Annotated in this window: 22 protein-coding genes; 16 read left to right on the top strand and 6 right to left on the bottom strand. The window is 50.3% G+C overall.

Going from position 1 to position 23363, the window contains the following annotated elements:
* Positions 1 to 83: 83 nt before the first annotated feature.
* From ribH to MRJ96_15130, 15 genes are all read left to right on the top strand, one after another.
* Positions 84 to 620, top strand: a complete 537-nt coding sequence (gene ribH, locus MRJ96_15200; protein MDR4502789.1) for a 6,7-dimethyl-8-ribityllumazine synthase — start codon at positions 84 to 86, stop codon at positions 618 to 620.
* Positions 621 to 817: 197 nt separating this feature from the next.
* Entirely contained in the window at positions 818 to 1195 is a 378-nt protein-coding gene (gene nusB / locus MRJ96_15195; GenBank protein MDR4502788.1) for a transcription antitermination factor NusB, read from the top strand.
* Between the two features lie 34 nt (positions 1196 to 1229).
* Complete coding sequence (gene purB / locus MRJ96_15190; protein MDR4502787.1) at positions 1230 to 2603, top strand: adenylosuccinate lyase; 1374 nt, start codon at positions 1230 to 1232, stop codon at positions 2601 to 2603.
* Between the two features lie 5 nt (positions 2604 to 2608).
* A complete protein-coding gene (locus MRJ96_15185) occupies positions 2609 to 3313 on the top strand; it encodes a phosphoribosylaminoimidazolesuccinocarboxamide synthase (GenBank protein MDR4502786.1) in 705 nt (234 codons plus the stop codon).
* A gap of 24 nt (positions 3314 to 3337) precedes the next feature.
* The gene (gene purS, locus MRJ96_15180) at positions 3338 to 3580 is read left to right on the top strand and encodes a phosphoribosylformylglycinamidine synthase subunit PurS (GenBank protein ID MDR4502785.1); all 243 of its coding nucleotides are present in this window, start codon (positions 3338 to 3340) and stop codon (positions 3578 to 3580) included.
* A 66-nt stretch (positions 3581 to 3646) separates the two neighbouring features.
* Entirely contained in the window at positions 3647 to 4348 is a 702-nt protein-coding gene (gene purQ, locus MRJ96_15175; GenBank protein MDR4502784.1) for a phosphoribosylformylglycinamidine synthase subunit PurQ, read from the top strand.
* Positions 4349 to 4391: 43 nt separating this feature from the next.
* The gene (locus tag MRJ96_15170; protein MDR4502783.1) at positions 4392 to 4595 is read left to right on the top strand and encodes a DUF433 domain-containing protein; all 204 of its coding nucleotides are present in this window, start codon (positions 4392 to 4394) and stop codon (positions 4593 to 4595) included.
* Positions 4596 to 4631: 36 nt separating this feature from the next.
* The gene (purL, locus tag MRJ96_15165) at positions 4632 to 6860 is read left to right on the top strand and encodes a phosphoribosylformylglycinamidine synthase subunit PurL (GenBank protein MDR4502782.1); all 2229 of its coding nucleotides are present in this window, start codon (positions 4632 to 4634) and stop codon (positions 6858 to 6860) included.
* A 23-nt stretch (positions 6861 to 6883) separates the two neighbouring features.
* A complete protein-coding gene (gene purF, locus MRJ96_15160) occupies positions 6884 to 8338 on the top strand; it encodes an amidophosphoribosyltransferase (GenBank protein MDR4502781.1) in 1455 nt (484 codons plus the stop codon).
* Between the two features lie 105 nt (positions 8339 to 8443).
* A complete protein-coding gene (locus MRJ96_15155; GenBank protein MDR4502780.1) occupies positions 8444 to 8989 on the top strand; it encodes a TlpA family protein disulfide reductase in 546 nt (181 codons plus the stop codon).
* A gap of 83 nt (positions 8990 to 9072) precedes the next feature.
* A complete protein-coding gene (locus MRJ96_15150; GenBank protein ID MDR4502779.1) occupies positions 9073 to 9312 on the top strand; it encodes a hypothetical protein in 240 nt (79 codons plus the stop codon).
* Complete coding sequence (locus MRJ96_15145) at positions 9309 to 9908, top strand: hypothetical protein (protein ID MDR4502778.1); 600 nt, start codon at positions 9309 to 9311, stop codon at positions 9906 to 9908. Before MRJ96_15150 ends, MRJ96_15145 begins: the two co-directional genes overlap by 4 nt.
* The gene (locus MRJ96_15140; GenBank protein MDR4502777.1) at positions 9905 to 10711 is read left to right on the top strand and encodes a tetratricopeptide repeat protein; all 807 of its coding nucleotides are present in this window, start codon (positions 9905 to 9907) and stop codon (positions 10709 to 10711) included. Before MRJ96_15145 ends, MRJ96_15140 begins: the two co-directional genes overlap by 4 nt.
* Positions 10712 to 10719: 8 nt before the next feature.
* Positions 10720 to 11166: a hypothetical protein gene (locus tag MRJ96_15135; GenBank protein MDR4502776.1), complete on the top strand. Its 447-nt coding sequence runs from the start codon at positions 10720 to 10722 to the stop codon at positions 11164 to 11166.
* Between the two features lie 45 nt (positions 11167 to 11211).
* Positions 11212 to 12210 carry an acetylserotonin O-methyltransferase gene (locus MRJ96_15130; protein MDR4502775.1) on the top strand — a complete coding sequence of 333 codons (999 nt, stop codon included), beginning with the start codon at positions 11212 to 11214 and terminating at the stop codon, positions 12208 to 12210.
* Positions 12211 to 12245: 35 nt separating this feature from the next.
* Here the strand turns inward: MRJ96_15130 and MRJ96_15125 are convergent, their stop codons facing one another.
* Together MRJ96_15125 and MRJ96_15120 are read right to left on the bottom strand one after the other, a co-directional pair.
* Entirely contained in the window at positions 12246 to 14399 is a 2154-nt protein-coding gene (locus MRJ96_15125) for an ATP-binding protein (GenBank protein MDR4502774.1), read from the bottom strand.
* Positions 14400 to 14827: 428 nt separating this feature from the next.
* Positions 14828 to 17155: a methyltransferase domain-containing protein gene (locus MRJ96_15120; GenBank protein ID MDR4502773.1), complete on the bottom strand. Its 2328-nt coding sequence runs from the start codon at positions 17153 to 17155 to the stop codon at positions 14828 to 14830.
* 476 nt (positions 17156 to 17631) lie between these two features.
* Between MRJ96_15120 and fusA the strand changes: the two genes are divergently transcribed.
* Positions 17632 to 19731 carry an elongation factor G gene (gene fusA / locus MRJ96_15115; protein ID MDR4502772.1) on the top strand — a complete coding sequence of 700 codons (2100 nt, stop codon included), beginning with the start codon at positions 17632 to 17634 and terminating at the stop codon, positions 19729 to 19731.
* 38 nt (positions 19732 to 19769) lie between these two features.
* On the opposite strand, the gene MRJ96_15110 is transcribed toward fusA, so the two are convergent.
* The 4 genes from MRJ96_15110 to kdsA are packed head-to-tail and all read right to left on the bottom strand — an operon-like array spanning position 19770 to position 23359.
* On the bottom strand, positions 19770 to 21164 hold the full coding sequence (locus MRJ96_15110) for a trypsin-like peptidase domain-containing protein (GenBank protein ID MDR4502771.1): 1395 nt from the start codon (positions 21162 to 21164) through the stop codon (positions 19770 to 19772).
* 49 nt (positions 21165 to 21213) lie between these two features.
* Positions 21214 to 21819, bottom strand: a complete 606-nt coding sequence (plsY, locus tag MRJ96_15105) for a glycerol-3-phosphate 1-O-acyltransferase PlsY (GenBank protein ID MDR4502770.1) — start codon at positions 21817 to 21819, stop codon at positions 21214 to 21216.
* A 41-nt stretch (positions 21820 to 21860) separates the two neighbouring features.
* Positions 21861 to 22478, bottom strand: coding sequence for a CDP-diacylglycerol--glycerol-3-phosphate 3-phosphatidyltransferase (pgsA, locus tag MRJ96_15100; GenBank protein ID MDR4502769.1), 618 nt, complete (start codon positions 22476 to 22478; stop codon positions 21861 to 21863).
* Positions 22479 to 22486: 8 nt separating this feature from the next.
* Positions 22487 to 23359: a 3-deoxy-8-phosphooctulonate synthase gene (gene kdsA, locus MRJ96_15095; protein MDR4502768.1), complete on the bottom strand. Its 873-nt coding sequence runs from the start codon at positions 23357 to 23359 to the stop codon at positions 22487 to 22489.
* Between the last annotated feature and the right edge of the window lie 4 nt (positions 23360 to 23363).

Raw genomic sequence — 23363 nt, 5'->3', positions numbered from 1 at the left:
CCCTCGTAATCTTCCAATGGCCAGCATGGCACACGATATTCTTCCCTTGCGCCTCTTGGCGCTCTGAATAGTCTCTGATCATCATGGAACCTGTCGAAGGCGGCATGACAGCCCAAGATCTTCATTTTGGGCTTGTCGTCAGTAAATTCAACGAATTCGTTACCTCCCGCTTACTCACCGGTGCGCTTGACATCCTTCAGCAGCATGGGACCCGCGAAGAACATATCCAAATCGTTCGCGTCCCAGGCGCCTTTGAAATTCCACTCATCGCACGCCAGTTGGCAGCCTCTCAGCAGTTTAGCGCGATCATTTGCTTAGGGGCTGTCATTCGAGGCGACACGCCGCATTTTGACTATATTTGTACGGAAACGGCACGGGGTATCTCGCAGGCAACCCTTGAGACGAACACCCCCATCATCTTTGGCGTTTTGACCACCAATACCGTGGACCAGGCATTGGAGCGGTCGGGTGCGCTAGAGCGAAATCGTGGTGCCGATGCCGCTCGCACCGCCATCGAAATGGCTAATCTCATGAAACATCCGCTTCTTCAGGCCAATGTGCCACCTTCACCTTCCCGTGTCTCAACCCCAGAAGAAATCGACCCCTTAGAATGTTGGTAATATGAGCCAAAAGACCAATTGATCGTCTCGCCCAACTCCGCTACATTGGGGATGTCCCGGGTCGAACAAATTACTCTTCCATGGTTTCTTCAATTCCGTACAACGTGACCACGACTAATAAGTCTTCTCAGCATCGCTCCCGCCGCTCGGCGCGTCAACTTGCGCTCCAGATCCTTTTCCAAGAGGAGTTTCAAGAAATGAATCCAGCTCTCTTGGAGGAATTCTGGATGACACAAAAGGCTTCTGATGATGTTCGTCTGTATTCCAGTAACATTGTTGAAGGTGTTCAGACTCATCAAGAAGAACTAGATGCGCTGATCAATCGTTTCGCGACGGAATGGTCATTGAATCGGATGCCGGTCGTTGATCGAAATATTTTGCGTTGCGCACTCTTTGAACTTCTCTGGCTTCCGGATATTCCCGCGAAAGTGACGATCAATGAAGCGATTGAACTGGCCAAACGGTTCGCAGACGATGAAAGCAAACGATTCGTCAATGGCCTTTTGGATCGCATTCTTCAAAGTGATTCGCGATTAGAGACGAAACGCGCAGAAATGATGAGCCCTCGGGAATGACTGCCGACGGCCAACGAACAGGACGAACGTTCCCATGATCGCCAGGTACTCCAGGCAAGCCATGTCTGACATTTGGAGCCCAAGACGGAAGTATGAGTCGTGGATGCGGGTCGAGCTTGCGGCTTGTGAAGTAATGGAAGAGCAGGGGCGTGTGCCGAAGGGCATTGCGGCGCGTGTCCGCAAAAGGGTCAAGATTGACCCAACACGGATTGATGAGATCGAACAGGTCGTCAAACATGATGTCATTGCCTTTTTAGAATCCATCACGGAACAGGCCGGAAAAGACGCGCGTCATCTTCACGCCGGCCTCACCTCTTCGGATGTTCTTGACACGTCGCTTGCCCTGCAAATCTGCGAGGCAACGGACGTGATCTTAAACGATCTTTCCGATCTCTTGAGCACAATTCAGACTCGGGCTTTGCAACATCAGGACACGATCATGGTCGGCCGCTCGCATGGGATTCATGGGGAACCCATTTCATTCGGATGGAAACTCGCGATTTGGTACCAGGAATTTAGCCGACAGCGAGAACGGCTTCTCATAGCCAGAAAGGATATCGCCGTCGGAAAACTCTCTGGGGCGATGGGAACCTTTGCGCATCTCTCGCCATCCGTCGAGCGACGAGTCTGCGCCAAATTAGGGCTGAAACCGGCACCCATTTCCAATCAAGTCATTCAACGTGATCGTCACGCCGCCTATCTTTCGACGTTAGCCCTCCTCGCCGCGAGCATCGAAAAGGTCGCGGTTGAGATCCGGCACCTTCAGCGGACGGAGGTCCTGGAAGCGGAGGAACATTTTGAAGAAGGTCAAAAAGGCTCATCCGCCATGCCTCACAAGCGGAATCCCGTTGGATCAGAAAATCTGAGTGGTTTGGCCAGAGTGATTCGTGGCCATAGTCTGGCTGCTTTAGAAAATGTCGCGCTCTGGCATGAGCGCGACATTAGTCACTCATCCGTTGAACGGATCATTTTTCCAGACAGTACGATTTTAATCGACTATATGCTCGTGCGGTTGAACAAAATTTTGAAACACCTCGATGTGTACCCCGACCGGATGCTTCACAATTTGAACCTCACGGGCGGGCTTGTATATTCTCAGCGACTCTTACTGGCTCTTGTCGAACAAGGCGCCACGCGAAAAGAGTCCTATGAAGTCGTTCAGCGACATGCCATGACATCTTGGAAGAAACAGGGCACCTTTCAACAATTGATCGCACAGGACCCATACATTAAAAAATATCTTTCTCCCGGACAGATTGCCTCTTGCTTCGAACCAAAATCGTATCTTCGTCATCAAAATCTGGTCTTTTCACGAGTGTTTGGGCGCCAACCACGAAGGGCACGCGTCACTCCGCCAACCGCGAAACGACGGAATATCCATCAATCATCTCGATCAAGGAAAGTATAAGCCCCATGGAACAAGGAACCCTACTTTACGAAGGCAAAGCCAAGAAAGTTTACTCCACTCCAGACCCTGCGCAGGTCATTCAATACTTCAAGGATGACGCGACCGCATTTAACGCAGAAAAAAAGGGAACGATCTTCAACAAAGGCATCGTCAACAACAAGATCTCGATCAGACTGTTTCGCCTGCTTGAAGAAGCCGGTATTCCGACTCATTTCATCGAAGAATTGAGTGATCGTGAAATGCGCACCAAACATCTGAAGATTATCCAAATTGAAGTCGTTGTCCGAAACCGGGCCACGGGTAGTCTGGTCAAACGGTTGGGGTTCGAAGAAGGCATGATCCTTGATCCGCCGCTCGTTGAATTCTTCTACAAAAACGACCCCCTTGGCGATCCATTAATTACCGAAGACCATGTCCGTTTATTACAACTCGCGACGGATGCACAAGTCGCCGAACTGCGTCGCGTCGCGTTGCGAATCAATGAAGTCCTTCTCCCGTTTTTCAAGGAGCGTGGCATGATGCTCGTGGATTTCAAACTGGAATTTGGCGACTCTGACGGTCAACTGATTCTGGCGGATGAGATCTCTCCGGACACCTGTCGATTTTGGGATATTCAGACAGGCGAACGAATGGATAAAGATCGGTTCCGCAAAGATCTCGGACGACTCGAAGAAACCTATCAAGAAGTCTTAAAACGAGTCTGTGCTTGAACACAACAGATTGGATCACGCTGAATGAAAGCCACGATTTATGTCACCCTCAAACCAGGCATTCATGATCCCCAAGGGCATGCGATCCGACAATCACTCGCGACCCTGGGATTCGAGAGCGTCAGTGGCGTGCGTATGGGAAAACTCCTCGAGATTGACCTACAAGAAACCGATCAAGGGAAAGCTGAAGCCGCGATTCAATCCATGTGTGACAAACTTCTCACCAATCCAGTCATCGAAGATTACCGATTTGAGGTATCACCCTAATTTCGAGGCACTAGGGCTCGTGAGTCGCCCTCATACGCCTCAAGGCATTGACGGAGTCCTATTTCCTTGAAATTCGGTATTGTGACATTTCCCGGTTCCAATTGCGATCGAGATTGCTATCACGTGATCGCCGAAGTCTTGCGACAGGAAGTCAGATTCATTTGGCACCAAGATACCTCGCTTGCCGATATCGACTGCGTCATTTTGCCGGGAGGGTTTTCATACGGGGATTACCTTCGCACTGGGTCTATCGCAAGATTCTCACCGATCATGACGGCGGTAACCGCTTTTGCTGAATCGGGGGGGATAGTCCTCGGAATCTGTAATGGGTTTCAAATCCTGCTGGAAATCGGACTTTTGCCGGGAGCCATGTTACGAAACAGCCGTCTGGCTTTTATCTGTGAAGATGTGCACATCAAAGTCGAACAGGCTGATACCGCCTTCACGAATCAATGCGAGCCTGGGCAAATCCTCACGATCCCGATCGCTCATGCAGAAGGGAATTACTATGCCGATTCCTCTACACTCGAAACATTAGAGGCTCACGGGCAAATCATGTTTCGCTATTGTGATCACGAAGGAAATATTTCACGTGAGGCGAATCCCAACGGCTCCACAGGAAATATCGCCGGCATCCGAAACCGCAGGGGCAATATTCTGGGGATGATGCCTCACCCTGAGCGATGCGCCGAGGATCTATTCGGAAATACCGATGGCTTGAAGATTTTTTCTTCACTTCTGTCTACCATGAAACAGACTGTCACGTAGGTTGACGGGAGGAAAATTGTTGGAAGTGTTCCCTGGAATTTCTATGAATGCTCAAGTTTGTTCGGGTAAACCCTGCGTGACGGGAACCACCGTGGATGTCGCGACAGTCGTCGGCGCTCTTGGGACCGGACAAAGCTTTCAAGATATTCAAGAGGCATTTCAGTTGACTTACGAACAGGTCCTCACTGCATTACGATATGCGTCGTACGTGACCGATCATCTTCCACTACGCATGCCCTCCCGGTAAGAGCAATTGCTTCGTCACATGTCATCGGCTGAATCCATGAATACAAAAGAATTGATCGCGCAGCATGGTTTGTCCGAGGAGGAATACCGGCAAATCATCACATGCCTGGGGCGCGAGCCAAATGTGACGGAGTTAGGTATTTTTTCTGTGATGTGGAGCGAGCACTGCAGTTACAAAAGCTCTCGAGTGCACCTTAAACGATTACCGACCGACGGGACACGTGTGGTCCAAGGTCCCGGGGAGAATGCTGGGGCTATCGATATCGGAGACGGGTTAGCGGCCGTTTTCAAGATCGAGTCTCACAACCATCCCTCGTATATTGAGCCCTTTCAAGGGGCGGCCACCGGAGTTGGCGGGATTCTTCGCGATATTTTTACCATGGGGGCACGACCGATTGCCTTGCTCAATTCGCTTCGATTCGGAGAGTTGGATGTGCCCAAGAACCGGCACCTCCTGAAAGGCGTCGTTTCCGGCATTGCCTGGTATGGAAACTGTATTGGAGTGCCGACGGTTGGAGGAGAAATTACGTTTAACGATATCTATTCCAAAAATCCACTCGTGAATGTGTTTTGTCTCGGCATCGTGGAGAAAGACAAGCTTCTGCGTGGATTGGCGCAAGGCGTAGGGAACCCTGTCTTGTATATAGGGGCCAAGACAGGAAGGGACGGGATCCATGGCGCGACCATGGCTTCGGATAGTTTCGACGATCATTCCGAGGCCAAGCGTCCAAACGTGCAGGTCGGAGATCCCTTCTTGGAAAAATTACTCTTGGAAGTGTGCCTGGAATTCATGGAAAAAGATTTACTTGTCGGTATTCAAGACATGGGCGCGGCGGGTCTCACCAGTTCATCCTGTGAAATGGCTTCTCGATCGAACTCCGGGATTGAGATTGATGTGAAGCATGTTCCATGTCGGGAGCCGAACATGACTCCCTATGAGATGCTGTTATCCGAGTCACAAGAACGCATGCTGTTAGTCGCAAAACCCGGCAAACAAGATGAGGTCCTGGCCATTTGCCGGAAATGGGGTATCGATGCCGCCATCATCGGAACGGTCACTGATGATGGGATGTTGCGAGTGAAAGAGCACGAGAAGGTCGTGGCCGAAATTCCGGCTAAGGCACTCGCCGAAGAAGGGCCACGGTATGAACGGCCGGCCGAAGCCCCACAATATCAAGAGATGCTTCAATCGCTCATGGTGGAAAATCTTCCGGATGTCAAAGAGGCTTCAGAGGTCTTGTTGCGTCTCTTGCGTTCCCCCACGCTTGCGAGCAAGCGATGGGTTTTTCGTCAGTATGATCATATGGTGGGAACGAATACGATCGTACGACCAGGTTCTGATGCGGCCGTCGTGCGAATCAAAGGAACCGATAAAGCCCTGGCGCTCACGACGGATGGGAACAGCCGGTACTGTCTCCTGAACCCCTACATGGGAGGCATGTTGGCCGTGGCAGAGGCGGCCAGGAACTTAATCTGTTCAGGGGCAGAACCGATCGGCGTCACGGATTGTTTGAATTTTGGCAATCCGGAGCGTCCAGACATCATGTGGCAATTTATCGCGGCTCTTGAAGGCATCAGCGACGCTTGTCGGCATTTTGAGGTTCCTGTCGTGAGTGGAAACGTGAGTTTTTATAATGAAACCAATGGACTGTCAATTTATCCCACTCCCGTGCTGGGAATGGTGGGACTCATTGAACCCGCTCATCTTGCGACAACCCAATGGTTCCAACAAGACGGCGATCAGGTTATTCTTTTAGGGGAAACCAAAGAAGATCTGGGTGGGACGGAATACTTAAAAGTCGTCCATTTCCGTGAACAGGGTACTCCTCCATGGCTTGATCTCGAGCAGGAACGTGCCCTACATCGATCGCTCCTAACGATGATTCGTCAAGGGTTCATTCAGTCCGCTCACGATTGCTCGGAAGGCGGTTTAGCCGTTACACTAGCAGAGTGTTGTCTGACACATCCATCTCAACCATGCGGTGCGTCCATCGAACTTGATGCGTACGATCTTCGTCTGGACGCGCTCTTATTTGGAGAAAGTCCTTCACGAGCCGTCGTAAGCGTTTCTCCCCAACATGTTGAACAGGTCCTTCACATAGCCGAGACACATGGAGTTCCAGCTTCCCTCATTGGGACGGTCGGGGGCGATTCTCTTCAAATTATCCGGACCTCTCGTACGCAACCCGCGTCGCGTCTCTTGGATGTCTCTCTTCAAGCCCTCGGGACGGCCTGGAACATGTCACTTGAAGAACAGGTAGAATAAACATAGGACTTCCAGAAAGCCACATGATGACATTCATCCCTGAAGAAACGCTCCGAACAGCTCCTGATAAATTTCAAGAAGAATGTGCGGTGTTTGGAGTCTATGGCCATCGCGAAGCCGCCAATTTGACGTATTTGGGGTTGTATGCCCTGCAACACCGGGGGCAAGAAGGTTCCGGCATCGTCTCTTCGGATGGCGAACGATTATATCAACGAAAAGGCATGGGACTGGTCGCGGATATTTACTCAAAAAAAATACTCAAGGGGTTAACCGGTACAAAATCCATCGGTCATAATCGCTACTCGACAGCAGGAGAGAGCGATATGAAAAACGTACAACCGCTGACTGTGAACTTTGCCTTCGGTAATCTTGCTCTTGCACACAATGGCAATCTCATTAATGCCTCGATGCTTCGTGGCGAGCTGGAAGCCTATGGCGCTATTTTTCAATCCGATTCCGATAGCGAAGTCATCGTCCACCTGATTGCCCACTCCCACGGCGATACCTTACTCGATCGGATTATCGAAGCGTTGGGGCTGATTCGGGGGGCCTATTCTTTATTAATATTAACGGATGAGTGTTTGGTCGCATCGCGAGATCCGCATGGCTTTCGCCCACTCTGTTTGGGGCGGTATAAGGGCAGTTGGGTGGTGGCCTCGGAGACATGTGCGTTTGATCTGATGGGGGCGGAGTTTTTGCGAGAGATCGACCCTGGCGAGGTCGTCGTGATCGATCAGTCCGGCCTTAGAAGTTTCCATCCCTTTTCCGAAAAAACGCCTGCCCAATGTATCTTTGAATATGTCTACTTCTCCCGACCGGATTCGAAGATTTTTGGAGGCCATGCCGTTTATCCCATACGCAAAGCGTTAGGGCGTCAACTGGCGAAGGAATGTCCCATTGAAGCCGATGTGGTCATTCCTGTTCCGGACTCCGGTGTGCCGGCTGCCTTAGGCTATTCGGAAGGTGCGATGATTCCCTTTGAGATTGGACTCACCCGTAATCATTATGTCGGTAGGACATTCATCGAACCGGAGCAAAGCATTCGGCATTTTGGCGTGAAACTCAAACTCAACGTCGTTCCAGATATTTTACAGGGTAAACGTGTGGTTGTGGTAGACGATTCACTCGTCCGGGGCACCACGAGCCGAAAAATCGTGAAAATGATTCGACAGGCTGGGGCTAAAGAGGTGCACATGCGCATCAGTTCTCCCCCCGTTGTCGCTCCGTGTTTTTACGGCATTGATACCCCAACTCAAAAGGAACTTATCGGGGCTCGCCAAAGTCTCGACCAGATACGCCGGTACATTACCGCGGATAGCCTTGGGTATTTAAGCTTGGAGGGGATGCTCGGCGTGGCGCCGGAACAAGCCGGCCATTATTGCAGTGCCTGCTTTACCGACCAATACCCAATTTCCTTCACACGTGCGGAACAACTTCAGCTTGGTCTTTTCGAGACTGTTCCAACTTCTAGTCCATAAGCCGCCTCACGCGTATTTCTCTGTGTTGCTGCAGAAAATTTTCCTATGCTAAGCTAACGAGCGAGAGGATGGATTATGGTTCTTCTCGTCGGAAAGGGGGGTGACATGAAACGGTGGGATACGATCAAGGTCTTGTTCGTGACTATGTTGATAGTTGGGGGAGTTGGTGTCTTGGCCCATGCCGCTGGCTTTTTCAAAGTAGGGGAAACCGCCCCAACTTTTTCTCTGACCTCATTGACCGATGAGCCCATAAACCTCGAGGCGTTTCGAGGTAAGGTTGTCGTCCTAGGTCTTTTTCACATTTGCGAACCTTGCCTGATTCAAGGGTCGAATCTTCAAAAAGTTCATGAAGCGACACAAGGGAAAAACGTGGTTGTACTCGGGGTCAATTCGTCAGGAGATTCGAAACAGCATGTGCTCGATTTTCTTGGGACGTTTCCCAGCAAGGTGACCTATCCGTATCTTCTCGATCCCGAACAAGTGACGGACAAATTGTATGGAGGGGGAAAGTTTATCCCCAACGTGTATATTATCGATCAACAAGGAATCATCCGATGGCAACGTGTCGGAAATTTCAATATGGCCGGGCATGAAATCATTCTGAATGAAGTCAATAAACTCTTGAGTTCAAGTGAGTCTTCTTCATTATAAGCCTGAGACGGCCTCGGGCATGTTTTAGCACATACTGCATCGAAATCATCTCAAACATGTAATTCACACACTAAAGGGGACGTATGGATGAATTAGAAGAGGGAAAACAAAAGTTCCTGGAAATCGTTCAAGGCATCGATGCGACGGTCGATGTGGTGATTCCGACGACACCCTCGAACAATCTTTTCCTGATATCCCTCACGAAGGGGGGTAATCGAAAATTTATCACGGTCCCAGAGGATGATGTGCTTGATCTCCCCCATGAAGAAACGGTCGTTGGAAAAACCGCCACGATGCTTAAAGAAGCGATCGGGTCGTTATGAAACAAGTTCTGCCTCGAATCTGGGAATGGCAATGGTTTTCCGATGAGAAGCAACTAGACTTTAACGGCCATCTGCTGGAGGTCGGCGAACATCGCATCCTGGTCGATCCTCCACTGTTGTCCTCCACGGATATCGCGCGAATCCGTCAAGGTGATCCTGTTGATTACATCATCCTGACGAATCGTGACCATGAACGAGAGGCTCAGACATATAAGACTGAATTCGGTTGTCAACTATTCGTTCCTGACAAGGATGCTCCAGATATGTCAGTGGAGGCCGATAAAACCTTCAAAGATGGTGAGCTTTTACCGGGCGGTATATGGGTCATTCAACTGACTGGCCAGAAATCAGCCGGGGAAAGCGCGCTGTTTGTGCAGCAAGGAAAAGGCATCTTACTCGTCGGTGATGCCCTCATCGGGAAGCCCGCTGGCTCTCTCAGTCTCCTGCCCCCCGAAAAGTATCCTGATCCTGCCAAAGCTCGTGAGGGACTCGGCCGTCTTCTCAAGTATCAATTTGACGCACTGCTTGTGGGTGACGGCACCTCTATTCTCACCAATGCTAAGGCCGTTGTCGAGGAAGTCGTCGAGACACCTTGATCCTGTATCCGTCCATGCATGAATCACGATCGACACAGTTAAACCGTCTTGGGAATGAACACTTTTCTCGTGGGTTCTATACGGATGCGTATCATTGTTATGCTCAAGCGTTAGAAACCGATCGCAAGAGTGGAGATCAGCGGGCCCTGGCTATGACGTTGGGAAATTTAGGAAATATCTGTGCGGTCAGTGGGCGACGCATGCAAGCGCAAACGTACTATCATGAGGTGCTGGAAATTCAAAAAATTTTAGGGGATGAACGCGGGATTAGCACGACCCTCGCCAACTTGGGGAATTTATCAGCTGATGCTGGCGACTGGGAGCGCGCGCGCGCCTTTTATTTAGAAGCCCTAGACTTGATGAACGATACCGGTGACTACGCAGGCAAAGCGATCTTGCTGTCGGACCTCGGCCTCGTCGCTCGTGAAACCGGACAGTATGACCTGGCGTTTCAGTATTACCAAGAGTCGCTTTTTCTCATGCGAAGAGTCGGTAATCAGGCCGGACAAGCTGACGTCTATCGGATGATGGCGCGACTATACCTGGCCCAACGGCGGTACGATGAAGCGATCGCTTGCGCCCAGACGAGCCTGGCTATGGCGGAACGGCTTCAAGACGAGCTTCGCATGGGTGGCGCCTGGTACGTGTTGGCCAGCAGCCATGAAGGAAAGGGATATTGGCAAGAAGCCATACAGTATCTTGAGCGTGTCGTGCGTGTTGACCAAAAATACGACCTGCCAAAGCTTCTGGAGAATACTGAACGTCTCAAGCATCTTCGTGAGCGTCACTCGCGGGAAGAATAGTGTTGTTGATGAGCCAACCATCACTCCATCCGCCATCTTGGCAGCATGTCCGAACGTACTTGCTCGAACATGTTTCGGGTTGGCTGCCTGGATCGGTTGATGAATCGCTGACCATGCAGCTTGATGATGAAGATTGGCTGTTGGAAATTACTCCGGATGGAAAGCTCGTGTGCCAAGCCGGTTATATGCTCGAAGACATGCAGAGTATCTTGTCCGATGGAACAGCCGAGGATCTAGGGTCAGATGAATTAGCGAAACAGGCGAAATTCTACCTGCAACAAACGGTGTCGAAATACCGGAAACGATTGCAGGTTGCAGGCTTTTCGGAACGGACGGAGATGAATGATGAATACGTGGCCATGATGTTTGAGCGACCGGTCGACTTTGAGGACCTTTCATCCCTTGAGATCACTATTCAACAATATCGTTCCCAGTTTTCCAATTCTCGCACCTAATTTCCATTCCTTCAATCAAGACGAAACGTTTGCTGAGGGGGTGTAATGAGTATTCACAAATTTGGAGATTTTCGTGAGGCCGTTTTTCAGTTTCGATTGCCTCGCATTCTTTTGACGGCCCTTGAGCTTGAACTCTTCACCGTCATGAACGGTCAGAAGTGGACGATTCGCGCTTTGGCCAAGACCTTACGGGTGAGTCAACGCGGCCTCGACATACTCTGCCGGAATTTGCTGAGCGCCGGACTCCTTCGCAAGGATGGGGCCCGCTATCAAAATAGTCCGTTTGCCCGACGCCTTCTCAATCGACACAGCGAAGATTATCGTGGCGCGTATCTCGATTTGATCCAACGACAATGGAGCGATTGGGCGAGCCTGACGCAGGCTGTTAAAACTGGAAAACCGATCGAGCCCCAAGGGCCTGGGACGCCTGAGTATCGCCGGAGTTTTAGCTGGGCCATGCATGAACGATCATTGGACGTCGCCCGGCAGGTGGCCGGACAGCTGAACCTGAAAACCGCAACATCTCTCTTAGATGTCGGGGGAGGGCCAGGGACCTATGCGCTGGAATTCCTGGATAAGAATCCCTCACTGCGCGCCACGATCTTTGATCGGCCTGAGGCCTTGGATGTGGCCAGGGAAATTGCTCAAACTCGTCGATCTCATGCGCGAGTATCGTATATGGCCGGGGATTTTTTGATGGATCCGATTCAGAGGAAATATGACGTCATGTGGTTGTCGAATGTCATTCATATTTATTCTGCAGCGGAGAATCTCAAATTATTCAGACGCCTGCGCCCCCATCTCAATCCTGGCGGCCGTCTTTTGATTCAAGACACCTTTTTAGTGGATCGTGCCGGCAGCCGGCCTGCCGAATCCAATCTTTTTGCCGTGACCATGTTATTGTTCACCGAATCCGGCAATACGTACCAGGCCACGGACGTTCAAGCTTGGCTGAAGAAAGCTGGATACCGAAAACAGGGAATGGTCAAACTCAAAAAAGGCACAGGAGATTGGGAGGGTAGGTTAATCCAGGGATCACTATAACATTCAGATGGGCCAAGGACACGTGAGATGTCGCATCACACAGACAACACATCCTCAAGCAATGGTGATGAGCGGTTCTGCGCCGGCAAGTCGACGATAAAGATGGCCCCTTTTCCCAACTCGCTTTTGACTTCGACATGCCCCTTATGTTCCTGGATGATCTGATGGGCGATCGCGAGGCCTAATCCTGTGCCTTCATGTTCCTCGCTATGGTGCTTGGTCGTGAAAAAGGGGTCAAAAATATGCTCAAGATCTTCCTGAGCGATCCCTCCTCCCGTATCGCGAACCTCGACTCTGACCCTGCGGTCTCCGTTTTGCTGAAGGATGGCAGAACTTCGAACGGTCAGCGTTCCCCCTTTCTCAGCCATCGATTCAGTCGCATTTAAAAATAGATTCAGGAAGACTTGTTTGAGTTGTTGTCGATCGACGTAGACCGCCGGCAGGCCGTTGGCCAAATCAGTCTCAATCACTACGATTTGATGCGATGCCCTAATCCGGAGAGCATACAAACACGATTCGACGATCTCATTCACGTCTTCGAGTTTCAAGAACGGTTCTGCCGGACGTGCGTAGTCCAAAATTTCCTTCGTCAAGCGTTCAATCCTCAAGACGTCATCTTTGACGACTTGTCCAAACCGTAATAAAAACGACTCATCGGTCGCTCGTTCGGGGACGAGATCCACGAATGCTTTAATCGATGTCAGGGGATTTCGAATTTCATGCGCTAGCCCTCCCGCCATGGTTTCCAAGCTTCGTAAACGATCCGTTCGTCGAACCAGAGCTTGGGATCTCTTGAGCTCCTCGTAGAGCATGGCATTATCGATGGCGATCGCCGCTTCATGCGATAAGGTCGTCAAGAGATCAATATCCAACGAGGTAAATGCAGCCGTCGAGGTTTTAGGGCCAAGGACGCAAAACCCCAGAAGACGTCGTTTGTTGATCAAGGGTAGGCACAGATCAATCCCCATGGATTCCATCGTAGCCTTGAGGCTGCTCAGGATCGATGAGGAATCAGCCGTATCTTCAAGCTCATCACGAATAATGAGTGATTGAGAGGCAGTGAGGTGCCTGGGCAGGGGATCGTTGAGCGTCGGTTTCGGGATCTGCTCAATGTCAGTCGTTAACCCGAATTGAGAAATCGGGGCATATTCTTTTCGCTCCTTGTCCAAGATAAATAACACGACATGCTGAATGCCCATGACTTGCCCGAGCATGTGGACAATCTCGTGTGCGAGCGGCTTCAGTTTTAAATTCGTGACGAGGGATTTTGAGAACGTCGACAGCGCTTGGTACATGTCATGTCGTTCCCGAAAGAGCGCTTTCGAGACGGCAGCCTGCATGCCTTCCATCATCCGGTACGCTAACGCGACTAAGATGGAGGCCACCAACAAGAGTAGAACGGTGAACTGAATGTTCACCTGCCCTAAATAAATCTGCTCGAGATAGAGTAAGACGCCTAGGGCGGGAATGGAGAGCGCAACCAGTAAGAATAAGAATGTGAGGCTTCGTTCGACGGCAATTGAAAAATCCAACATCCGGTAGCGAACCAGCGTGTACGCAACCGCCACGACATAGAGGCTGACGAGGATCGTGCCATAGGGCATGATTGGCACCCCGTACCACAACGGAAAGTTCGTCGCCCCCCCAAGATAACCGGCGAGTGAACCCACCAAGAGGTACAAATACTGGGTTCGCCGAATGCCTGTGGCCTTCCGATATTCGCTCCCGAACAGATAGGCTGCATACCCAATGGAAAAAATAAACCAAGCCAGGTACAAAGAAAAGGCTGGGCCGGGAACAGGCCAATACGGAAATTCTGCGATAGGCTTGACCTCTGAAACGAAAAGGGTCGTCATATCACTCAGGAGGAAGCCTCCCGTCAGGACATATCCAAACCAGAGGAGCACGCGATGACGCTGTTGAATGCCGAGCAATGTCACCACATGTTGAATGTGTGTAATCGGAATGAGGATGGCGCCGGCCATCAAGGCGCGGGTAAGAAATAATGCGGAATCGGGGTCATTCTGGATATGCCAAAAGTAGTAGGCGTAACTCCAAATAGACAAGCTTAAGCAATACAGCCCATACGTTTGATGTTTGGCGTTTTTGGGGGCTCGAGAAAAAATGAATAGTCCGAGCCCCGAACTGATGAAACCATTAATCAAGCCACTAAAGGCATAAAAGTTCATCTATGATCCTCTCTACACATTCACGGATCTGCCGTTGACCATTTCGAGTGTCAACGTTCTGTTTTCAGGGGAACACTGAATTGTCGAGAACGAAAAAAGGACGATAAAGCCCGATTAAGGAGAATGGCGAAGAAATAAACGGTAGTGATAATGGAAGATGAAAACGTATAAAGCCCAAGATTACCACTACTTTCTATCCCTTGCAAATAGGGGCTGCTGGGTTGACGACTTTGTGAAAAAGCTAGCGTCAGCTCATTGATCAATGGGGGAGGGGGAGGAGTGAAGCAGCGCTTTAGGACCCTGAATATCTTTCAGAGCCCTAAAGGTAAGGACTGGTCGGTGTTCATGTGAGATAATCTTGAGGGGATGTTGACTGTTCCACTAAATACCTCTCTAAGATCCCGAGGACGTCTGGCTCGGATAGGGCGTCAGGCCGCTCGTAAGGCTTCACTATACGAAATGTCAGATTGCCCTTCATGCGCCATTGCTTTGCGGAATTCTACGATATAGGCTTGATTCGCGAATGTGCTGTAGATGTTGAGTTTGCCGGACTTGCCGGCCGTGAGAAAGAGTTCTTCTAATTCATCACTGTCAGGAAAATGAAACAATCCTTCGCCTTCCGCTTCCCGAATTTTTCCAGAATTGTTTAACAATTGTTTGGCTTCTTCGACTTCTTCAGTCTTAGATGTTTCTCCTACGAAATTCATGAAAATTCGCGATAGATCTGAGTTGGGTTTAAGATTGGATAAGACAAGCGTTCCCCCAGGGGCCAGAACCCTCATCAGTTCTTGGATGGTGGCAGCAGGATTGTCTAAATACCCTAAAACAAGATTCGAGACAACCTTATCGAATGAACCATCTTTGAATGGGAGCGGTTGATTGAGATCGACACAATGGAACGCCGAAGCATTTTCTGAACCGTCTGATGTACGTCCTGAAAAATAAGTATTGTAGGTCGCGTGGTATTGATGTTGTGCATGCGCTAACGCGGTCGGAACGAAGTCGATCCCTACGTATTGGAAGTCGTCCACTTGACCCTGGCGAGGTGCGCGTGAGGCTGCGTGTTGTTTATGAAGCATGAGTGATCCGAAATTTCCATTTCCACAGCCGGCATCTAAGATGCGATCTCCAGATTGTACGGGACCGAGTAGTTGAAACATGTGGTCCAGTAATTGTTGGTAATCCGAAAAATTGACGATGTAATGAAAGTGATCCAGGTAGTCTTTCCAAAACCCTGATAATTCGAGCGATGGTTGCGTCGCTTTCTTCTGCTCCCGTTCAATCTTGTTCTGACAGCCGATGGCTTTCCTGACCGGTTCCTGGACGTCAGACCTGCCTGCTTTTCCTAGCAAGGTATGTCGTGCACAATGAATCAGCTCACGATAGACAGCCTTGGCGCGTTTGGGGTTTTCCAGCACACGATGCAGACCGCGAGGAATGACTGTCCATTGTTGTAAGTGTTCGCCCAACCCTTCTACCACGGCTGTGGTACTTCCCAAATCCACCCATGCATCATGTTCGGCACTCACGATCACGACCGGAGCTTGAATCTTGCCGATGTCATCAGACGTTGTTTCCAGGTCAGAAAACTGACCAGTAACAGCATCCGCCAGCCAATCATCCAGTTCAACATTAAATCCCAGCACATTGGTCACCCCCTTGTGTCGTCGTTGATAATACGCCGCGATCAAATCTTCCTGATGTACGGACTGAAGCGTGCTGCGAACGTCAACGATGGGCGTCAGCAGACATAACAAATCCACTTTGGCTTCGTGTGCGAGGGTTTTGATCGCGACTCGGGCGCTCAGGCTCGTGGCGACGAGTCCTTTTGCGCTCAGAGGCCACCGTGAGGCGGCGTAGTTCAGCACGGCGACAAGATCTTCTCGCATCGTCGACAGTGTCGTGTACAGATGGTCGCCATCACTGGATCCCACATGATTGCTGTGATCATACCGAAGAACATGAAATCCATTGACCGCAAAGTAGTACGACAGCATGATGTACTCACGTTTGGTTTCGCCGTAACCAGGAGAAAGAATGATCACGGGGCTGTCAGAAGACACGGCGATAGATGGAGTATCATGATACGCCCGAATCATTCGTCCATCTTGGCTTGGAAACATCACCTCGGTACTCACGACAGATATGTTTGAGGACGTGCTCTCCGGACTGCCTGCTTGAAAACTCTGCGTCAGCGGTTCAATGACGCGTGCAATGGGAGCGCGCGAGGAATCCTGACAGGAATCAGTATCTGAAAGCCGGACCGACTTTATATTCCAAAGGTTATCTCCGGAGTCCAACGGAACCAGGGTGCCTTGTAGCGAAGAACGGGAAGAGGATGACGCGATGCCTCTGAGGAACGCCTTGACACGTTGCCATTTCAGGTCATCCAAGCCCTCAATCACTACATCGAGTTTGACGCGAGACCAACGACCTTGAGTGTCATGACCAATAGGAGTGACGTGTTGAACGCATCCTTGAATTTCAAAACGTGATTGGGGTGAATCGAAACAGAGCTTGAGAGATTGTGAGACCACGACTAATGGACAACCCTCGATGATGATTGTCATGGTTGAGCGGGTGAACTCATGAGTCGTTCCTTTCCAATTCGCACCGGACCCATGAAGTGAGATCGCGCAGTTCAATCGGTATTTCTCTACCGATTTGCTTACCCTGAGATAGGAAGCCTGATGATTCGCTGCACCGCTGACGAGAGAAAGAGATTCAGACGCCTGTTGAGAAATCGTGGAATTCATCGCCGCACCTCATGCATTCAGTGTTTGTAAAATTTACTAGCTATTTCTACTTGCGTTTTTGACAAAACCCATCCACCGGCAGTGTTGACTGCCATGAATCAGGAACGAGTTGTTATTCGGTGAATCAGGATACTCAGCAAGCCTTCGTAGAGCTTGCCTTGACTCGCCTCAGTTTTCTTAAGAGGGAATGAAAGAAGAATTGAGGCGATGTTCGGGAGTAGAGCAACCTCTATGCCATGTCCGATTTTTCCCTGTCCATGTCATACTCCCTTTGAAGTTGGCAGTTATCCCAGTGAATCAGAGGTCTGTCTCCAAAATAATGCCGACATGTCATGGTCCTGACATTCTGATTCGTCGAAATCATGACAACGTTCAAACATAAGCGTTGTGGTATTTGACAGCTTTCTGTGGTCTGTCCATTGACTCCCTGAAAACGGATGCCTAGAATTTACGAAACCACATTAGGAGGCTTCATTATGAACGATGTTAGCCAACCCGCCCTCCGTAACGTCGCCTTGGTCTCTGCCCCTGGTTCAGGTACAACAATTTTGAGTGAAGCGCTTGCCTTTACCACGCGAGCGGTCGACTCAATGGGCACGACCAGCAAAGGAAACACCATTTCAGACTTTGAACTCGAAGAAATTCATCGTCATCATTCCGTGAGTTCTTCACTTCTTCAACTTGAGTGGAAAGGAACGAGGATCAATTTTATTGACACGCCAGGTTCTTTAGATTTTTTTAGCGACGTCAAGTCATGTTTGCTAGCTGTCGATGGTGTCATCCTGGTGGTCGATGCCGGAGATGGCATAAAGAGCGAGCTCGAAAAAGCCTGGGATTACATCCGAGAGCGGTCGTTGCCATGCCTCCTCTTTATCAATGGATTGGATAAAGAGCATGCGGACTTCTCGAGAACCTTTCAGGAATGCTGCCAAACCCTGGAACTCAACGGAGTCGCTCTCACCATGCCTCTCCGTCAGCAACAACAGCTTTCAGGGGTCATCGATGTGATCCAATCGGTTGCCATCACGTCCGATACGAGTTCTCCTAAATGGCAACAACATGAAATTCCCCTGGAGCTGCAACCTCCAGCTGAAGAACTGCGCAAGCAGGTGATCGAGCGGGCTGCCGAGATGAATGATCAGTTTTTAGAGAAGTACCTGACTGATGGCGAGCTGACTGCCGAGGAGATGCTTGAAGGGGTGACGTTTGGCACGCTGGAAGGGAAACTGATTCCTGTTCTGTGCGGTTCGGCACTTCACAATATCGGGACATCCTTGTTGTTGGATGCCGTTCATACCTACCTGCCGTCTCCAGCTGATTGGGCACATGTTCATCCCATCAACGGAAAAGATCCTCTTACTGGAGAGCCTCTCACGCGAGAGGTGCAGGACAGTGAACCGTTTTCAGGAAAGGTATTTAAAACGACGATCGATCCGTTTATGGGTCGTCTGACATATATTCGAGTCCAGTCAGGGGTGTTGCAGGCCGATTCCGGTTTTTTTAACGTCACTCAACGGATCAAAGAAAAAGGCGGGCATCTTTTTTACGCGCTCGGGAAAAAATTTACGGCCACCAAGAAAGTATCAGCGGGGGATATCGCGGCCATCGGAAAGCTCAAGGACACCCAAACAGGTGATACGCTGGCTGAAGAAAAACATCAGATTGAGTTCGACTCTCCGCAGTTCGTGCGTCCGGTCATGTCGTACGCACTTGAACCCAAGAGCAAGAATGATATCGACAAAGTCAGTGTCGGGCTGCATAAACTCGTGGAAGAAGATCCTTCATTAGAGTTTTTACGGAATGATGAAACGAAAGAAATGCTCCTGAGTGGAGTCGGACAAACCCATATCGACGTCACGCTGGAGAAGTTAAAGCGAAAGTATGGGGTCGAGGTGAATCTCCATACGCCAAAAATTCCTTACAAAGAAACGATTCAACGGCCGGCGCAAGCGCAGGGGAAATACAAAAAGCAAACGGGAGGGCATGGTCAGTACGGCGACTGCTGGCTTCAGCTCGATCCGCTCCCACGCGGAACAGGGTTTGAATTTGTGAATAAGATCGTCGGGGGCGTGATACCGAGAAACTTTATTCCTGCTGTTGAAAAAGGCGTGATGGAATCCATGCTTCATGGAACGATCGCAGGATTTCCGGCTGTGGATCTTCGGGTGACGGTCTATGATGGGTCGCATCACCCCGTCGACTCATCCGAAATGGCGTTTAAGGTCGCAGGGTCCATGGGATTCAAAAAGGCCATGGAACTGGCACAGCCCACCTTGCTTGAACCGATTATGCATGTGGAAGTGACTGTACCTGATGACATGGTCGGAACCATCATTGGCGATTTGAATGCAAGACGAGGGCGCATACAAGGGATGTCGACGAAAGGTCATCATCAGATCGTCAAAGCCTTGATTCCTCTGGCAGAAATCCTTAAATACGCGCCGGCCCTGACTTCGATGACGGCTGGGAAAGGCAGTTATGTGATGGAATTTTCAGGCTATGAAGAAGTGCCGAAAGAGCAAACGCATAAAATCATCGAAGAACACAAGAAAGAATTCGTCGCCGTTTCATCCTAATCCGCCCCCATCTGTGCTAGAGAGGCACGGGGCGGGATTTAGGGAATAGGTTTGAGCACCACAAAAAATGCTCGATCTTTGCGGATGACTCGTAAGAGAATGGTTTCTCCTGGAGTGATGTTTTTTAGGGCTTCAGAGAACTGACTGACCGTTCGCACTTCCTTCCGGTTTACTTCTTTGATCAGGTCTCCGGCCTTTATTCCTTCCGAATGCGCTAAGCTTCCACGTTCCACGCGAGAAACCAAGACGCCGGAATCCTCCTGCAAGCTGAATTTTTCTGCGAGGGCAGCCGTAAGCCCCTGCACATCGATGCCCAACGTAACGTCAGACTGTTCGGCGGGGAGTGAGGCGACGATTGGCTGTTCTTCTCGTTCTCCCATCGCGACCGGAATGTCCATTTCCACGCCATCGCGAATGACCTTGACGATGGTGGTTTCGCCAGGACCCACTAGCGCGACCAGGCGAGACAATTGATTCGGGGTATTCACCGGCGCGCCACCAATGGTGCTGATGATATCACCGGGTTTGATCCCGGCGCGATGGGCAGGCTGATCTTCAAACACTTCGTTGACGAGCACTCCGTGATTGGCTTGGACCTGAAACTTTTTGGCCAGTTCAGGCGTCATGGGTTGAATCCCGACTCCCAACCACCCACGAACCACACGCCCATGATCTTGAAGTTGTCGAACAATACGAGCCACCATGTCGGAAGGGATCGAGAAGCCGATTCCTTGTGCCATATGAATAATCGCCGTATTGATGCCGACGACTTCCCCACGTAAATTGAATAACGGGCCTCCTGAATTCCCCGGGTTGATCGCTGCATCGGTTTGGATGAAATTTTCATATTTCGAAAGATTCAAGCGTTCCCGGCCGATGCCGCTAATCACTCCAAGCGTCACAGTCCGATCTAGGCCAAGCGGATTTCCTACGGCTAAGACCCATTGTCCGACCTTCAAGGTTGAGGATTTTCCAAATTCGGCCTTGGGGAGAGTCCGTTCGATGTTCATCTTCAGAAGAGCAATGTCTGTATCCTTATCTCGTCCGACGACCCGCGCGAAGGCTTTCGTTTTGTCGGACAGGCGAATCTCGGCTTCTGTCGTGTCTTCGCCGACGACATGGTTATTGGTCACGATCAGTCCGTCTTCGCTGATTATGACTCCGGAGCCGGTCCCGGCGACACGAGAAGGGCGTTGTCGCAATCCGCGCGAGTTCCCGATTTTTTTTATCGGCGCGATATTCACCACGGTGGGCGTTACGCGTTCAGCCAGGGCGGCAATCGAATTTTGAATATCTTCCAGGAACTGGAGCCCTCGCTCTTCAGATTCTTTCGTAGACGCGTCACCCGCAGAAGCCTCCACACTCTGTAAGGACAAAATGAGGCACAACAATATCAAAGAAATTTTGAGGGACAATCTGAAAATTTTCATCATATCCTGGTCTCCATTGACCAACCCTTAATGTCTGATAAGAACTATTATGTCAACTAGAGTTCGAGCTCAGCTTACTTTCAGTTCCCGACAACAATCTGGAGATATTCTCGTGATGTCTGAAAAGTATCAAAAGACTGATTCCGGTCGCAAAAAGATTAAATGCCACTGACCCAGAAAATACGGTAGCCGAAAGTATTGGAAGCGCGAGAAACGCAGCGATGGCTCCTCCGGATGAGTAACGAAAGATGGCGACGAACGCAAGCCAAATCCCGGTGACTGCCAGTCCGAGCGTCAGGTGCAATCCACCGATGGCTGCCAGGGCCGTCGCGACACCTTTTCCTCCTTGAAATTTCAGGAAGATTGAAAAGATATGGCCCAACACAACTGCGACTGTAATGAGTAAATATTCATGTTCATGTTGGAAATATTGCCTGGCCAGCCATGCGACGAGAAAGCCTTTTCCTGCATCTCCCATGAGCGTCAGGATGCCAACTTTTTTCCCGGAAATTCTCAAGACATTGGTAAACCCGATATTGCCGCTTCCTGCGGTTCGAGGATCTTTCGCATGACAGAATTTCGAGGCAAGCAACCCAAAGGGAATGGAGCCAATAAGGTACGCGCCTATAAAACCGACCAGAACTGACATCCCTTCCATGTCGATAGTCTCTCTCGTGATGTTTTGGATACTGAAGTCTGTCAGAGGTACTGCGGGCCAACTTTCCGCAAAACTTCAACGATGTATTTTGTGCCGGAAACCACCGCAAAGAACAATGCTGCCCAGAGCATCCAGGTCCCAAGGTTGTGTAATGTGACGAATGGCAAGACGAAAATATCCTGTACGATCAAAGCAATAATGCCGATGATCTGAGCGATCACTTTAACTTTTCCCAGCGAATCGGCTTCGATGATGAACCCTTCCCGTGCTGCGACCGCTCGCGCTCCGGTTACGATGATTTCGCGAGCAATGATCGCAATAACCAGCCAAACCTCGACACGTTGGACTTGGACTAAAAGGACCAAGCCGGCAGCTACCAGCAGCTTATCAGCGACGGGATCCAGCAGCTTGCCTAAGTTGGTAATTTCCCCACGACGGCGAGCCACATACCCATCCAGCAGATCGGTAAGCGCGGCGATGGCAAAGACAACCGCGGCCGCAAAAGATCGATCTTCTGTGGGATTAGAAAAGAGGTAGACAAAGACCGGAATCAGAAGGATTCTCGATATGGTCAGAGAATTAGGGAGATTTAGGTAGGTTTCCTTGCTCTGAGCATGTTCCGAAGGATGTTTGATTTTGACGGCTTCTGATGTGGACATGGCACGACTCATTCACGAACGCGTGAGCCTGATGGCAGGGCTGAATCCACTTTGGCTCCGGCTCTGGCTTTGCATATGTCGAGTAATTCTACCAGTAAGGTGCGCAATTCTGATAGCCGCACCATATTCGGTCCGTCTGATGGGGCCGAGTCTGGATCTGGGTGAACTTCCATGAAAAATCCGTGACAGCCTACTGCCGCCGCTGCTCGAGCCAATGGCGCGACGAACTCACGTTGTCCGGACGATCGAGTCCCGCCTCCACCTGGCAGTTGCACGCTATGAGTGGCATCAAACACGATGGGGTAACCGAACGCACTCATGATGGGAAGAGCTCGCATATCAACGACTAGATTATTGTAACCAAAAGATGTGCCTCGCTCTGTTAAGAGGATGTTTTCTCCCCCACTTTCCTCAAGCTTCTTGACCACATTCCCCATCTCATGAGGCGACAAAAATTGCCCTTTTTTTACGTTCACCACGCACCCGGTCTTGGCGGCTTCCACTAAAAGATCCGTTTGGCGACAGAGAAAAGCTGGGATTTGAAGGACATCCACGATTTCCGCTGCTTTCGAAACTTCGTGGATCGCATGAATATCTGTCAGTATGGGAATCTTCATGCTGTCCTTAACTTTTTTAAGAATGGCCAACCCCTTTTCCTGCCCCAGCCCTCGAAATGATGAGATGGATGTTCGATTCGCTTTATCATACGAAGACTTATAGATATACGGGATACCAAGCTCTTGCGTCACTTGAGCTATCCCTTCAGCCGTTTCCAAGGCTAACCGTTCATTTTCAATCACACAGGGGCCCGCTATCAGAAAGTGAGGTTGTTGGCCTCCTACCTTGAGGGGGCCGATAGAAACTTCTTTTGCGACGGTCATGGTT

It is taken from the genome of Nitrospirales bacterium (assembly GCA_031315865.1).
Lineage (GTDB): Bacteria > Nitrospirota > Nitrospiria > Nitrospirales > UBA8639 > JAGQKC01.
The sequence above is the reverse complement of the archived record's forward strand: the minus strand, read 5'-3'. Positions and strand labels throughout refer to the sequence as shown.